At 70.7% G+C, this 15,300-nt stretch carries 13 protein-coding genes; 11 read left to right on the top strand and 2 right to left on the bottom strand.

What is annotated here, in order from left to right; genetic code table 11:
- The 3 genes from DEP02_RS07940 to DEP02_RS07930 all read left to right on the top strand — a co-directional run.
- On the top strand, window positions 1-973 hold a 973-nt coding region (locus tag DEP02_RS07940; RefSeq protein WP_112466644.1), incomplete at its 5' end, for a carbohydrate ABC transporter permease.
- A 12-nt stretch (window positions 974-985) separates the two neighbouring features.
- Window positions 986-1,888, top strand: coding sequence for a carbohydrate ABC transporter permease (locus DEP02_RS07935; protein WP_112466643.1), 903 nt, complete (start codon window positions 986-988; stop codon window positions 1,886-1,888).
- A gap of 175 nt (window positions 1,889-2,063) precedes the next feature.
- Entirely contained in the window at window positions 2,064-3,500 is a 1,437-nt protein-coding gene (locus tag DEP02_RS07930) for a GH1 family beta-glucosidase (protein WP_112466642.1), read from the top strand.
- A gap of 533 nt (window positions 3,501-4,033) precedes the next feature.
- Here the strand turns inward: DEP02_RS07930 and DEP02_RS07920 are convergent.
- A complete protein-coding gene (locus DEP02_RS07920; RefSeq protein ID WP_232839005.1) occupies window positions 4,034-4,744 on the bottom strand; it encodes a response regulator in 711 nt (236 codons plus the stop codon).
- Entirely contained in the window at window positions 4,741-5,808 is a 1,068-nt protein-coding gene (locus tag DEP02_RS07915) for a sensor histidine kinase (RefSeq protein ID WP_112466639.1), read from the bottom strand. Before DEP02_RS07915 ends, DEP02_RS07920 begins: the two co-directional genes overlap by 4 nt.
- 642 nt (window positions 5,809-6,450) lie before the next feature.
- Between DEP02_RS07915 and DEP02_RS07910 the strand changes: the two genes are divergently transcribed.
- From DEP02_RS07910 to DEP02_RS07875, 8 genes are all read left to right on the top strand, one after another.
- On the top strand, window positions 6,451-7,470 hold the full coding sequence (locus DEP02_RS07910) for a glycosyltransferase family 2 protein (protein WP_112466638.1): 1,020 nt from the start codon (window positions 6,451-6,453) through the stop codon (window positions 7,468-7,470).
- On the top strand, window positions 7,470-8,411 hold the full coding sequence (locus DEP02_RS07905) for a lysylphosphatidylglycerol synthase domain-containing protein (RefSeq protein WP_157977379.1): 942 nt from the start codon (window positions 7,470-7,472) through the stop codon (window positions 8,409-8,411). Before DEP02_RS07910 ends, DEP02_RS07905 begins: the two co-directional genes overlap by 1 nt.
- A complete protein-coding gene (locus DEP02_RS07900) occupies window positions 8,408-9,835 on the top strand; it encodes an aspartate aminotransferase family protein (protein WP_112466636.1) in 1,428 nt (475 codons plus the stop codon). Before DEP02_RS07905 ends, DEP02_RS07900 begins: the two co-directional genes overlap by 4 nt.
- 5 nt (window positions 9,836-9,840) lie before the next feature.
- Window positions 9,841-10,872: an NAD-dependent epimerase/dehydratase family protein gene (locus tag DEP02_RS07895; protein WP_269809352.1), complete on the top strand. Its 1,032-nt coding sequence runs from the start codon at window positions 9,841-9,843 to the stop codon at window positions 10,870-10,872.
- Between the two features lie 13 nt (window positions 10,873-10,885).
- Window positions 10,886-11,824 carry a UbiA prenyltransferase family protein gene (locus DEP02_RS07890; RefSeq protein WP_232839004.1) on the top strand — a complete coding sequence of 313 codons (939 nt, stop codon included), beginning with the start codon at window positions 10,886-10,888 and terminating at the stop codon, window positions 11,822-11,824.
- A gap of 20 nt (window positions 11,825-11,844) precedes the next feature.
- Entirely contained in the window at window positions 11,845-12,900 is a 1,056-nt protein-coding gene (locus DEP02_RS07885; RefSeq protein WP_112466634.1) for a glycosyltransferase family 2 protein, read from the top strand.
- The gene (locus tag DEP02_RS07880; RefSeq protein ID WP_112466633.1) at window positions 12,897-14,057 is read left to right on the top strand and encodes an endonuclease/exonuclease/phosphatase family protein; all 1,161 of its coding nucleotides are present in this window, start codon (window positions 12,897-12,899) and stop codon (window positions 14,055-14,057) included. Before DEP02_RS07885 ends, DEP02_RS07880 begins: the two co-directional genes overlap by 4 nt.
- Window positions 14,058-14,272: 215 nt before the next feature.
- The gene (locus tag DEP02_RS07875; protein WP_112466632.1) at window positions 14,273-15,226 is read left to right on the top strand and encodes an aldo/keto reductase; all 954 of its coding nucleotides are present in this window, start codon (window positions 14,273-14,275) and stop codon (window positions 15,224-15,226) included.
- Window positions 15,227-15,300: the final 74 nt, after the last annotated feature.

The raw sequence follows: 15,300 nt of genomic DNA, 5'->3' as shown, positions 1-15,300 counted from the left end.
GGGCGCGGCCCCGGGCCGCCCGGCCGCGGACGCCGGACCCGACCCGGCGGAGCAGCGTCGCCGGGCCCGGCTGTCCCGCCGCTGGCAGCGGGACGTGCGCTTCAGTCCGTACGCGTTCGTCTCGCCGTTCTTCCTGCTCTTCGTCGCGTTCGGCCTGTTTCCGCTGATCTACACGGCGTGGGCCTCGCTGCACACCGTGGAGCTGACCGCGCCGACCGACATGGAATGGGCGGGCCTGCGCAACTACACCAGGATCTTCGACGACGACTTCTTCTGGAACGCGGCGAAGAACACCCTGACCATCGGCATCATCTCCACGGTCCCGCAGCTGCTGATGGCGATGGGCGTGGCGCACATCCTGAACTACAAGCTGCGCGCCTCGACCTTCTACCGGGTCGCGATGCTCGCGCCGTACGCGACCTCGATCGCCGCCGCCTCGCTGGTCTTCATCCTGCTCTTCGGACGCGACTACGGCATGATCAACTGGTTGCTGAGCACGGTCGGCGTCGACCACGTCGACTGGCAGAACGACAAGTGGCCCTCGCAGATCGCCGTCTCCACGATCATCATCTGGCGCTGGACGGGCTACAACGCGCTGATCTACCTCGCGGCGATGCAGGCCATCCCGCAGGACCTGTACGAGTCGGCGGCGCTGGACGGCGCCAACCGGTTCCGGCAGTTCTTCCACGTCACGCTGCCGCAGCTGCGTCCGACGATCCTGTTCACCGCGGTGGTGTCGACCATCGGCGCCAGCCAGGTCTTCGGTGAGCCGCTGCTGTTCGACGCCAACAGGGGCGCCTCCGGCGGCGCCGAGCACCAGTTCCAGACGCTGGGCCTGTACCTGTACGAGCAGGGTTGGGTGAACCAGCACCTGGGCCGGGCCTCCGCGATCGCCTGGACGATGTTCCTGATCCTGATCGTGATCGGCATCGTCAACTACGTCATCTCGCGCCGGCTGCGCGCCAGTGGTTAAGGAGTACCGGCCGTGACGACGACCCTGACGACACCCGAGGCACCGGCCGCCGGGCCACGCCGGACGCGCCGGTCCAAGGCCGCCCGCGCGGGCGGGCAGCTGCACGCCGGCCCGATCGCGTACGTGATCCTGGCCCTGTTCACCATCGGCTCGCTGTTCCCGCTGGTGTGGACGGCGATCGCCGCCTCCCGTGACAACAACCGGCTGGCCCAGACCCCGCCGCCCTTCTGGTTCGGCTCGAACCTGATGCACAACCTCCAGGTCGCCTGGACGGACGCCAATCTGGGCAAGGCGTTCCTCAACACCACGATCGTGGCGGGGATCTCGGCGACGACCATCGTGTTCCTGTCCACGATCGCCGGCTTCGCCTTCGCCAAGCTGCGCTTCAGGGGCCGGGGCGCGCTGATGCTGATCGTGGTCGGCACGATGATGGTGCCGCCGCAGCTCAGCATCATCCCGCTGTACATGATGGTGGCCAAGCTGGACTGGACCGACCAGCTGCAGGCGGTGATCCTGCCGTCGCTGGTCAGCGCGTTCGGTGTGTTCTTCATGCGGCAGTACCTGCTGCAGGCGCTGCCGGACGAGATCATCGAGGCCGCCCGGGTGGACGGCGCGAGCAGCTGGCGCGTGGTGTGGCACGTGGTGTTCCCGGCCGCGCGGCCGGCCATGGCCGTGCTCGGGATGCTGATGTTCGTCCAGACCTGGAACGACTTCCTGTGGCCGTTCCTGGTGCTGACCCAGACCGGCAACCCGACCGTGCAGGTCGCCCTCGCGGGCCTGGGCCGCGGCTACACCCCCGACCAGTCCCTGATCATGGCGGGCGCGCTGCTGGGCACGCTGCCGCTGCTGCTGGTCTTCGCGATCTTCGGCAAGCAGATCGTGGGCGGCATCATGCAGGGCGCGGTCAAGGGCTGATCCTCGCGCCTCGCCCTCGTACGCCCTCGTACGCCCTCGTACGCCCTCGTACACCGGCGTACGTCCTGCGGGGGCCGGGTCACCACCGTCCCGGTCCTCCTCTTCCTTTCCCTGCCCGTCCCCCTTTTCCTCCCCCTACCCGTCAGCCTTCCCGACCTCCTATGGGAGCGATTCCATGACTGAGCCCACACAGCCGGGGACCCCGGTGACCTTTCCTCCTGCCTTCCTCTGGGGCGCGGCGACCTCCGCGTACCAGATCGAGGGGGCGGTGCGGGAGGACGGCCGTACGCCCTCGATCTGGGACACCTTCAGCCACACCCCCGGCAAAACGGCAGGCGGCGACACCGGTGACATCGCTGTCGACCACTACCACCGCTACCGCGACGACGTGGCCCTGATGGCGGATCTGGGCTTGAACGCCTACCGCTTCTCGGTCTCCTGGTCGCGAGTGCAGCCGATCGGCCGGGGCCCCGCCGTACAGGTGGGCCTGGACTTCTACCGGCGGCTGGTCGACGAGCTGCTGTCGCACGGGATCAAGCCGGCGATCACCCTGTACCACTGGGACCTGCCGCAGGAACTGGAGGACGCGGGAGGCTGGCCGGAGCGGGACACCGCACTGCGCTTCGCCGAATACGCCCAGATCCTGGGCGAGGCGCTCGGGGACCGGGTGGAGCAGTGGATCACGCTCAACGAGCCGTGGTGCAGCGCCTTCCTCGGCTACGGCTCCGGGGTGCACGCGCCGGGCCGTACCGAGCCCGTGGCCTCGCTGCGCGCGGCCCACCACCTGAACCTGGCGCACGGGCTGGGCACCCAGGCGCTGCGGTCGGTGATGCCGGCCCGTAACACGGTCGCCATCAGCCTCAACTCCTCGGTGATCCGCACGGTGTCGCAGGATCCGGCGGACCTGGCAGCGGCACGGAAGATCGAGGACCTGGCCAACGGCGTCTTCCACGGCCCCGTGCTGCACGGGGCCTACCCGGCCACGCTGCTGGAGACGACCTCGTCGATCACCGACTGGTCGTACGTCCTCGACAACGATCTGCGGACCATCCATCAGCCGCTGGACGCCCTCGGGCTCAACTACTACACGCCGACGCTGGTGTCGGCGGCGGACGGGGCGCCGCAGGGCCCGCGGGCCGACGGCCACGGGGCGAGCGAGCACTCGCCGTGGCCGGGCGCGGACGACGTGGCGTTCCACCAGACGCCGGGCGACCGCACCGAGATGGGCTGGACGATCGACCCGACCGGCCTGCACGAGCTGATCATGCGCTACTCCCGGGAGGCGCCGGGGCTGCCGCTGTACGTCACCGAGAACGGCGCGGCCTACGACGACAAGGTGGACGCCGACGGCCGCGTGCACGACCCGGAGCGCATCGCCTATCTGCACAGCCATCTGGCGGCGGTGCGCCGGGCCATCACGGACGGCGCGGACGTCCGCGGTTACTACCTGTGGTCCCTGATGGACAACTTCGAGTGGGCCTACGGCTACGGCAAGCGGTTCGGCGCGGTCCACGTCGATTACGCGACCCTGGAGCGGACGCCGAAGTCGAGCGGGCAGTGGTACGGGCAGGCGGCGCGGACCGGCGTCCTGCCCGAGGTGCCGGCGGTCTGACCGGGCTGCCGGGAGGGGCACGGTGTTCCGGGGAGAACGCCGTGCCCCGTGCCGTGTCGGTCAGGGATCCCCGCACACCCCGACGACCGGTTCCCGGGCGGCGGCATGGTCCGAAAGGCCCCTGGGGATCGAGGAGCGGTGGCGTTCCGCGCTCGCGCCCCGGCTGATGAAGCCGAGGTCCGACCGCCACCACCGCAGCCGGCCGGCACCGTGGTGCCGGCCGGCGGGATACGGCGGCGCGCAGTCCCGCAGAGCCCCCGTGGTGACCGCCGGGAGCCCTGCGATGTCGCCCTGGGAGCGGCTCGGACCGAAGTCGCCGGCGATCGGCGCGGGCAGTCGTTGCTCCGAACGCCGTCGGTCCCCCTGCCCCGCGTGACACGGCACACCGGGTCCAGCCGCGGCCTGCCAACGCTCGGCCTTGAGACTCCGGCCCGGGGCCCGGGGCGCGCCGTCCCGGCTCACAGGAATCGCAGAAGCCGCAGGAGCCGCGGGTCGGGGCCCGTTTCGGAGGGGAGTCCGGAACGGGCCCCTGGTCACCTCTCGTTCGCCGGAGCGCCGGGCCGGCCCCAGGGGCTGCCGTCCCCCCCGGCGTCGATCAGTCTGGCCGCGGTGGCCTTGCGCAGGGCATCCACTCGCGACACGGCGTCGAGTTTGGCGTAGATGTTGGTGAGGTGCCGCTTCACCGTGGCTTCCGTGATGAACAGCCGGGCCGCCACCTGGGCGTTGCTCAGGGCCTCCGCGACCAGCCGCAGAACCTCCAGTTCACGGGCCGTCAGCTGGACCTGCCGGGGGCGTGACCTCTGCCGGTCGAGTTGTTCCACCGTCTGGCGGGAGACGACCAGGACCACGCTGTCCGAGGTTCGGCGCACCACCGAGTGCACCGCGGCGAGCAGCTCCTCCCGCGGGACGGTCTTGAGCAGGTAACCGGCCGCCCCGGTCTCCAGCAACTCGCGGACCATGTCCGGGTCGTCGTGCATCGTCAGTACGAGCACCCGTGTCTCCGGCACGGTCCGGATGATGCGCCGGATGACCTCCGGGGCTCCGGGGCCGGGCATCTCCACGTCCAGCAGGACCACGTCCGGACGCAGGCTCGTCACGAGGGCCACCGCCTCGGTGCCGGTCGACGCCTCACCCACCACGGTGAAGCCCGGGTCCGTGCGCAGCATTTCCTTCAGGCCGTCCCGCATCAGGGTGTGGTCGTCGGCGAGGCAGATGCGCACCATGGGCGTGCCCGGGACGCTCACAGAGAGCGTCCTCCGAGCGGGATCCACGCCTCGACGACGGTGCCGACAGAGGGGGCGCTGGACAACGACAGCTGCCCGCATAGGAGCTGGGCCCTCTCCCGCATCGACGGCAGGCCGCCGCCGACCGGAAGGGAGCCGACCTGAAAACCGCACCCGTCGTCGGTCACCGTCGCGTGCAGGACCCGGTCCGTCACCTCGACGGTGATGTCCAGACGGGACGGCGAGGCGTGCCGCAGGGCGTTGCGCGCGGCCTCGCGCAGGATCAGGTAGACCTCCTCGCTGACGTTTGCGGGCAGCGCGAGGAGGTTCCCCTTCGTCCGGACCGCGACCTCCACGGCCGGATCGGCATGCGCCTCCAGGTAGGAGCGCAGCGCTCGTTCCAGACCACCCTCTCCGACCGATCTGCGTAACTCCGAGGTGAAGTGCTGAAGAGTGTGGGCGGTCTGACGCAGCAGGCCGGCCGCCCGGTCGAGCTTGGCGCGGGCCAGCGCGGGGGACGTCTCCGCGTGGTACTGATGCATGTCGATCCCCTGGAGGGCCAGACCGATCCCGTGCAGCACACGGTCGTGCAACTCCCGGGCGATGTGCCGGCGTTCGTCCCGACGCGAGGCCAGGGCCCGGTCGGGCAGGAAGGTCATGCGCGCCAGCGAGCCTCGGGTGACGCGGGACAGGACCGCCTGGTGGAGCACCACGCTGATCCGGGTGGCGGCCGCCTCGTTCGCCGGTGCCAGCTCCCGGAGAACCATGGGCAGCATCACTTCGAACAGGGTGGTCCCGGCTCGCAGCGAGTGTGCCCAGTCGAGACCGCGTCGGGGGTGGTCGTCACCGCAGGCCGGGGCAGCGGTGCCGTTCACGGTCACCGTGTCGAGCGGTTCACTGCGCGCCACCGCGGTGATGACCTCGTCGAAGACGGCGCACGCCTGGGCGGTCAGTTCGTCGACGGCGTCGGGCCGATCGGCCAGTTCATTGCCGTCCCTGCGCAGGGCGTGGCGGATCGACCTGCAGATTTCTTGATGGACGGTGGAAAGATCACGGTACGAGTCAGCCTGTGCCGTGTGGATCAACAACGGTGAAATCCCCCTCAGCTCCGAGCCACTCTTTATTGGGAGCGCTCCCAGTCATGTGCGCACGAACACATCGGCCAGGCGGTCTCCAGGCGCGGCCGGCCGGCTTCCGCCGTACGGCCCACTGGCCGATCCAGTGACGTTGTCGATGGTTTCGTCGCGGCTCCGGAGCCGCCGACATGGTCAGGACTCCGGCGGCTCCCGGCCCCCGTTGATCAAAGCCCGATCGTACTGTGCAGACACGTACCGACCCCCGTTGTCGGAAACCCTTCAGGAAGCAAGGGATCACACCCGAACCGTTACATTAGAACTTCAGTCCGGCTTTCGCCAGGGTGTTCTGATGACGGTGGCGCGACACCGTGCAGCGGTCCGGCCGCGCAGACGACACGACGCCACCGCGCTCCGCCCCGGCCCACCGGCCCCGTCCCGCCCCGGCCTCCTCCCGCTCCCGGGCCGCTCGCCGCTACTTCCCGTGCACGCGTCGTGCGCCCTAAGTCGTAGTGCCGCCCTGCACTTTCGCCGACAAGGGAGGGGCTACGGCCCTTGCCACTGTCGCGGCTCCCCCACCCGTCCTTATGTTTCACACGAGGTGACACCCTCCACACCCGTCCGCATCGCCCCATTCGCCGAAACGGACAGCACATGACCACGGATCAGCCGACAGTGTCGGTGATTGTCCCCAACTACAACTACGAGAAGACCCTCGCCGCATGTCTGGACGCGGTGTTCGCCCAGACCCACCGGCCGCTCGAAGTGATCGTGGTGGACGACGCGTCCACCGACCGCTCCAGGGAGATCGCCTCTTCCTACCCCTGCCGGCTCGTCGAGGGCGGAGGCAACAAGGGCGTCTCCGCGGTACGCAACCGGGGCGCGCGCGAGGCGCGGGGCGACATCCTCTTCTTCGTCGACTCCGACGTGGCCCTGCGCCCCGACGCCATCGCGAACGCCCTGCGCGTGCTGGACGAGGACCCCGACTGCGGTCTGGTGCACGGCACGTACGACACCCGCCCGCTGTTCGACGACGGACCCGTCGAGCACTACCGCGTGCTGCACGCGCACTGGTGGCGCAGGCGCAGTGTGGGCCGGGTCGGTACGGCCGTCTTCGCGCTGGCGGCAGTGCGCCGCGAGGTCTTCGCCGCCGCCGGCCCCTTCCACGAGGGCCTGCGCGACGCGGAGGACGTCGAGTACAGCGACCGGCTGACACGGGTGGCGGGCATCCGGCTCACCGACACCGTCGTCGGGAAGCACGACGACTGCGCGGCGCTCGCGGACATGCTGCGGGAGCAGTTCCGGCGCTCCCTTCCGCTGGCCGGCTTCGCCGGCGCCCACCGCATGCGCTCCGGTGGAGTGGTGGTCAATCCCCTGCCCGGGGTGGTGGGTGCCACGTTGTCCGCCGCCTCACTGCCCCTCCTGTTCGCGGTGCCCGCCGTACCCGCGCTCGCCGCCGTGCCGCTGCTGTTCCTCGTCCTGTTCCTGATGTCCGATCCGGGACTCGCGGGATTCGTCCGCCGGGAGCGCGGGACGCGGTTCCTGTTGTACTTCCTGGCCGTGCACCTGCTCGCCCAATGGGCCATCGTGGCCGGGCTCGTCGTCGGCACCGCGCGTCGGCTGGGCGGGCGCAAGGCGCTGCCCTCCGCGCTGCCGCCGGAGACGAGCACCTGATGAACGTCGCGTGGCGCCGCGCACTGACCGTGCTGTTCGCCGTGGCGATGGTGGCCGGTGTCGGACTCACGCTGCGCGACCAGGACTGGTCCGTGCTCTCGCCCCTGCTGCACCCCGGCTCGGTACCGGCCCTGCTGGGTGCCGTCCTGGTCACGGCGGCCGGCCTGCTGTGCGGCACTCGAGCCTGGCTGCTGACACTGTCCGCGATCGCGGTCCCCGTCCCCGCGCGCACCGGGATACGGATGTTCTTCGTCGGCTTCCTCGGCAAGTTCGTACCGGGCCGGGTGTGGGGTCTGATCGCGCAGATGCGCATGGGCGGGCAGGCAGGTGCCAGCAAGGCCCAGATGGCCGGGACCTATGTGGTCAACCTGGTGATCGTGCTGCTCACGGGCGGCGCGGTCGGCATGCTGGTCGCGCCGGCCCTGTTCGACGACGGCGTCTGGTGGATGCTGCCTCCCTTGGTCCTGCTGGCGGTTCTGCTGGCCCGGCCGGACCTGGTCCACCGGTCCGCGGCACTGGCCGCCCGTGTCGCCCGGCGGCGCCCGCCCCCCTCCCCGGGGCGACCTCGGGATCTGCGCCGCTCCATCCTCTACCAGACCGCCTCCTGGGTGCTGTCGGGTCTGCACGTGTGGGTGACGGCGCTGCTGCTGGGCGCCGACCCGCTGCCCGCGCTGCCGGCCGCGGTCGGCGGGTTCGCCCTCGCCACCGTGGGCGGAACCCTCGTGGTGTTCGCACCCGATGGCGCCGGTGTCCGCGAACTGATGCTCGTACCCGCCCTCGCCACGGTCCTGCCCCTGCCCGCCGCCATCGCCACCGCCCTGGTCAGCCGGGTGCTGACCCTCGTAGCAGAACTCGCCACCTCCGGCGTCGCCCTGGGGACGGCCACCCTGTGCGGCCGCCGCGCCCTTTCCCCCTCCCTCCGGAAGGAGACTGTCGCATGACGGAACTCATGAGCATCGAGGACGCCGAAGGGCTGTCCGTCGACAAGGTGCACGACCTGTACCGCCAGTACGTCAACAAGAGCCAGGTCACCCTGATGACCTCGTTCGGGTTCGGCCGTGAACTGGTCGACCGGGCCGAGGGCGCGTACGTCCACACCCGTGACGGCCGCCGCATCCTGGACTTCACCGGCGGTGTCGGCGTCCTCAGCCACGGCCACAACCACCCGCGGATCATCGAGGCCCGCCGGAGGTTCGCCGAACAGCAGCGGATGGAGGTCCACAAGACCTACTTCTCGCCCTACCTGGCCGCGCTCTCCCACAACCTCGCCGCCGTCCTCCCGGGCGACCTCGACATGTCCTTCCTGCCCAACTCGGGTGCGGAGGCCGTCGAAGGGGCGGTGAAACTCGCGTACAAGTACCACAACGGGCGACGCAACACCATCCTGCGCAGCGACATCAGCTTCCACGGCAAGCTGCTCGGCTCCGGCAGCCTCACCGGCGGCTCGCAGAACCACTTCTCCTTTCCCGGCATCCCCGGCGTGAGTACCTTCACCTACGGTGACCTCGACTCCGTCCGGGCGGCCGTCGAGGCGAGCCGTGACGGCAAGGGCCGGTCGGACGTCTACGCCCTGCTCATCGAGCCGTTCAGCGCCTCCACCATCCGCTGGTGCTCGGAGGAGTTCCTGCGCGGCCTGCGGGAGCTGTGCACCCGGGAGGACATCGTCCTGATCTTCGACGAGATCTACACCGGCTGGGGCAAGACCGGGACCATGTTCCACTTCATGCGCCACCCCGGCCTCATACCCGACGTGGTGACGACGTCGAAGTCCTTCGGCGGCGGCAAGTCCTCCATCTCCGCGTTCGTCGCCCGCCGTCCCGTCTTCCGCAGGGCGTACGACAACCTCCACGACGCCATGCTGCAGAGCACCAGCACCACCTACTACGGCTTCGGCGAGGAGTGCGCCACCGCCATCGAGGCCATCAACATCGCCGTGGAGGAGGACTTCCCCGCCCGCGCCAGGGCGATCGAGAACGTCCTCGGCCCCGGCCTGGAACGCATCGCCAAGGAACACTCCGACACCGTCACCGACGTCCGGGGCGCCGGCGCCCTGTGGGGCGTCTTCCTGGGCAGCCCCACGATGCTCGACCTCGTCGCCAAACTCGCGCCGGGCGGCCTGGCGAAGGACCCGCAGTTCGGCACCAAGGTGGTCGCCTGCGCCGTGATCAACGCGCTCTACCAGGACCACGACGTCTACGCCTACTACACCCTCAACGGCAGGAATCCGCTGGTCGTCGGCCCGCCGCTGGTGGCCACCCCGGGCGAGGTGGAGCACTTCCTGGAGCGCCTCGACCGCACCCTCGCGTCCGGGATGCCCCGTCTCGTCACCCGTTTCATCCGCGAGAAGGTGTCGTCACTGTGGTGAGGAAAGTGGTCGTGACCGGGGGCAGCGGCATGCTCGGCGGAAACCTGACCCGGTCGTTCGCCGCGGCCGGCCTGGAGGTACGCAGCCTCGACCTGCGACCGCCCGGGGAACCGGTCCCCGGCGTGGAACACCTGACCGCGGACATACGTGACGGCGCCCGCGTGCGGACCGCGCTCAATGGGGCGGACGCCGTGGTGCACACCGCTGCCGCGCTGCCCAGCTATCCCGAGGACGAGATCCGCTCCATCATCGTCGAGGGCACCCGGACCGTCCTGAGGGCCGCCGAGGCCGCCGGACTGGAACGCGCGGTGCACATCTCCTCCACCGCGGTGTACGGCCTGCCGGACACCGTGCCCACCACGGAGGACCACCCGCGCCGGCCGGTCGACGCCTACAGCCGCGCCAAGGCCGGCGCGGAGGTCGTCGCCGAGGAGTTCCGCGCCCGCGGGCTGTGCGTCCCCGTCCTGCGCCCCAAGACGTTCGTGGGGCCCGGCCGGATGGGCCTGTTCGCGATGCTCTTCGAGTGGGCGGAGGAGGGCCGCAACTTCCCCGTCCTGGGCCGGGGGGACGTGCGGATCCAGATGTTCGCCGTCGACGACCTGGTCGACGCGGTGGCCACCGCCCTCCGGGCCCCGGCGGAGACCGCCAACGACACCTTCAACCTGGCGGCGGCCGAGTTCGGCACCCTGCGGGAGGACTTCCAGGCGGTACTGGACGCCGCGGGACACGGCAAACGCCTGATCTCCGTGCCCGCCGCGCCCGCCGTCCTGGCCCTGGACGCGCTGAGCCGGCTGCGGCTGTCACCGGTGTACGGCCGGCTGGTCCACAAGCTGCGGGCCGACTCCTACGTGAGCATCGACAAGGCCCGCGACGTGCTCGGCTGGTCGCCCCGCCACTCCAACAAGGACGCCATCCTCAGCACCTACCGGTGGTGGCGCGAGAACCGAGCCACCGGCGCGACGCCCGCGTCCGCCGGCCGGACCAGCCGGGAGCCGTGGAAACAGGGCGTCCTCGGCCTGGCCAAGGCGTTCTTCTGAACGGGGAGACATCGTGACGACGAGTGCCGATCGGCCTCTCGACACCGGTCTGGCGGCGCTCCCGCCGAGCCGGTCCCGGAGCCTGCCGCGCGATCTGACGACCCTGGTCCGGCCGGGCCAGTTCCCGAAGAACCTGCTGGTCGTGCCGCTCGCCCTGCTCGACACCCAGACGGCGCCCCCGGGACTGCTGGGCCGCACCGCCTGGGCCGTCCTCCTGTTCACCCTCGCGTCGTGCCTGGTGTACGTCTGGAACGACCTGTACGACCGTCACCGCGACCGGGCCCACCCCACCAAGCGCGACCGGCCGATCGCCTCCGGGCGGGTCGGGGTGCCCACGGCCACCGCCTTCGGGACCGTGCTCGCGCTCCTGCTGGCAGGGGCGGCCCTGTTCGGGCCCGTCGGCCAGTGGTGGCCGGTCGTCGTCTACCTCGTCCTCAACTTCGTCTACAGCCGCGGCCTGAAGCACGTACCACTGCTCGACGTCTTCGTCGTGGCCTCCGGTTTCGGCCTCCGCGTGGTCCAGGGGCACCTGGCGGCCGGCACGGAGATCCGCAGCTGGCTGCTGGTCTCGGTGTTCTCGCTCTGCCTGGTGTTCGTCCTCGGCAAGCGCAGGCACGAGATGGCGACGGGCGGCGTCGCCCACCGCCCGGCCCTGCGCGGCTACTCCGTCCCCTACCTCGACCACCTGATCGGGCTGTGCGCCTGTGTGACCGTGGTCGCCTTCCTGATCAACCTCCAGCAGTCGGTCGGCACCCCGTACGCCAACCTGGCGGTGCTCGGTTCGACGCCGTTCGCGCTCTTCGCCATGGCCCGGTACCTGCAACTGCTGCACGTCCACGGCAAGGGCGGCGAGCCCACCCGCATCCTGCTGCGCGACCGCGCCATGGTCGTCACCACCCTTCTCTGGGCGCTGCTGCTCGGCGGCACGCTCCTCGCCATCCACTACCGGTAACGCCCCGTCAGGAGGCCCCCGTGTCCCGACCCCTCGTGTCGGTCGTCATCCCGAACTACAACTACGGCAACTCGATCGGGCTGTGCATCGACGCGGCGCTGCAGCAGACGTACGCCCCGCTCGAAGTGATCGTGGTCGACGACCACAGCACCGACGACTCCCTGCAGATCGCCCGCCGCCGGGACGTGACCGTCCTGCAGACGCCCCGCAACAGCGGCGTCGCCGTGGCCCGCAACACCGGGGCCGCCGCGGCCCGTGGGGAGATCCTCTTCTTCGTCGACTCGGACGTGGCGCTGCGCCCCGACGCGGTGGAGAAGGCCGTCGACGAACTGCTCGCGCATCCCGAGTACGGCGCGGTGTGCGGCATCTACGAGGACGAGCCGCTGATCCGGGACAGCATCGTCGAGGAGTGCCGCGTACTGCAGGCCTACTGCTGGCGGATGGACTCGCTCGGCACCGTCAGCTTCCTGTTCTCCTCGCTGACCGCGATTCCGCGCAAGGTCTTCCAGGAGGTCGGTCCCTTCAATCCCCGGCTGCGGCAGACCGAGGAGGTGGACTACGGTCAGCGGATGTCCGCGCGCTACCAGATCAGGGTCACCCCCCACGTGCTGGGACGCCATGACGACGACGACAAGCTGCTGCCCCTGCTGCGCAAGCTCTACCGCCGGGCCCGGCTGAGGATCCCGCTGTTCGTCCAGCGGCGGCGCTTCGCCAAGGGCTTCGAGACCGCGTCCCGGTCGATGGCCGCGGTGGCCGCGTTCGGCGCGGTGGTCACCCTGCCGCTCGCACTGCTCGGTCCCGCATGGCTCGCGGTGCCGGTGGTCCTGGCCGGTGCCTCGTTCACCGGCGACCTGGCGATGTACCGCTACGTCCTCAAGCGCCGCGGGTGGCGTTTCCTGACGGTCTTCGGCTCGGTGGCCTTCGCCACCAACGTCGCCATCTCGACGGGCATAGTGGTGGGTACCGTCCACTGGCTGCTGTCCGGCCGCTTCCGCAGGCTGTACGAGCCGCAGTGGGCGGACGCCGGCGAGCAGGTCGTCGGCGCGCCGCGGCAAAGGCCGGGGACGGCGGCATGAGCACACCTCTCGACGAGGAGACCCGGGTGGCCGGGACTCCCGGAGAGACCCCCGCACCGCAACGCCCGGGGCGGCCGCCCGGCCGCCGGGCGGCCCGGCTGCTCACCATCGCCCTCGGCCTGTGGACGGTGTTCCTCGCCGCGTTCCATGCCCTCACCGGCGGGCACTGGTGGTGGCGGCCGCTGGAACTGCTGCCTCCCCTGACGTTCGCGGTGGTTCCGCTGCTCCTGCTGGTGCTCACACCGCTGGCCCGCGGCGCCCGTCTCCGGCTGGCCGCGGCAGCGCTGTGCTGCGTGCTGCTCGGTCTGCCCCTGGTCGGACTGAACCTCTACGCCCTGCCGGGCCTGGGCGGCGGACCGGCCGCGCCGGCGGGGGCGGTCCGGGTGTTCTCGTGGAACACCGAGTACTGGAACGACGGCGACGACCCGGAGGCCTTCTACACCTTCCTGAAGGCTCAGCGGGCCGACGTCTACCTGCTGCAGGAACACGTCTCCTGGGACGTCCCCGGGCACCGCCCGGTCCGCTCCGACCACGTGGCCGAACTCCAGGCGCACTTCCCGGGTTTCCACGTGGTGGCCGTCGGCGAGATGCTCACCATGTCCCGCTACCCCATCGAGGACTGGCGCGGTCTGGACAGCTGGCCCCACCTGTCCGAGGGCGGCACCGGGATGCCGCCCGACGGAAGTTTCCCCGACTACTACCGGTACAAGGTCCTGCGCACCGACCTGCGGATCGACGGACGCGTGACCACGTTCTACAACGTGCACGTCCCGGTGCAGCTCGACATCTCGATGGATCCGGCCTCGGCGCAGTTCACCGAGTTCATGCGGGCCCAGGAGGACCGGCGGAAGGCCAACTACCGGGCCCTGGAGGACGATCTCGACGACAACCGGCTGCCCGTGGTGGTGGCCGGCGACATGAACGGCACCGCGGCCATGGGGGAGTTGCGTCGACTCGGCAGCCGGCTGCGGGACGCACTCCCGGCCTGCGACGACCTCTACCCCGTCTCCTGGCCCGCGGGCGGACCGTCGCTGTGGCGGCTGGACTGGGCGTTCACCAGTGAGTCGGTGAAGGTCCACACCTACCGGATGGTGGACAGCAAAGGGATGTCCGACCACCGGGGACAGGCGCTGACCATGACACTGCCCGGCGACTGAGCGCGGGCCGCGCACTCCGGTTCCCCGGCCCGGCACCGGGGAACCGGTGCGTACGACTTTCGTCGTACGACGGCCTGTCCGAAGATCACAGATCACTGCGAAGCACCCCGGCACGCACCCCCGTTCGCCTACGGTCGCGGTGGGGAGAGCCCACTCGCGGGACACGGGGGTGTGTGCCCTCCCCTGTCCCCACGACGCAGGAGCTCGGAGGAACAATGCAGCAACGCACCCTCGACGCCGCCACCGGAACCAAGGTCAGCAGGCTGTGCCTGGGCGCCATGCCGTTCGGTACCACGGTCGACGAGAAAACCGCGTTCGCCGTCCTGGACCGGTTCGTGGAGGCCGGCGGCACCACGATCGACACCGCCAACTGCTACTCGTTCTGGGTCCCCGGCGGCACCGGCGGCGAGAGCGAGAGCGTGCTGGGCCGCTGGCTGAAGGACCGGGGCGGACGGGACACCCTGACCATCGCTTCCAAGGTCGGCTCGGGGCCGGGGCCCGACGGGCAGGCGGAGGGGCTCGCGCCGGCCGTGATCAGGGAGCAGCTGGAGGGAAGCCTGCGCAGGCTCGGCACCGACCACCTGGACCTGTACTACTCGCACCGCGAGGACCGGACCACACCCGACGAGGAGACCCTCGCCGCCTTCCACCAGGCGGTGACCGACGGGAAGGTCCGGGTACTGGGCGCGAGCAACCACACCGCATGGCGGCTGGCCGAGACCCGCTGCCTCGCCGAGCAGCGCGGCTGGACGCCGTACACCGCGGTGCAGCAGCGCTACTCCTACCTCCAGCCCCGGCCGAAGACCGTACTGCCCGAGGGCGGCCACGTCCACGCGAGCGACGAACTGCTGGACTACGTGAGCAGCCGCGGCCTGACCCTGTTCGCGTACACCAGTCTCCTCTGGGGCGCCTACGGCCGCCCGGACAAGCCACTGCCGGAGCACTACGCGCACCCCGGCACCGAGCGCCGGCTCCAGGCTCTCGCGAAGGTCTCCGGCGAACTGGGCGTCACGCCCCTCCAGGCTGTCCTGGCCTGGCTGACCGGCGGTGAGCCCGCCGTGGTGCCGATCATCGGCGTCAGCTCGGTGGCCCAGCTGGACGAGTGTCTCGCCGCCGCCGACCTGGACCTTCCCGAGGAGCTGCGCAAGGTTCTCGACGAGACCGTGTGACGCGATGCCCGGCGCTCCGGGCGGAGTGCGAAGTGCGCAGGCCCGGCGCTCACCCCGACCGCGGGGTGAGCGCC

Origin of the sequence: Streptomyces triticisoli (genome assembly GCF_003270085.1) — a bacterium.
GTDB lineage: Bacteria > Actinomycetota > Actinomycetes > Streptomycetales > Streptomycetaceae > Streptomyces > Streptomyces triticisoli.
This window is presented reverse-complemented; position numbering and strand designations above follow the sequence as displayed.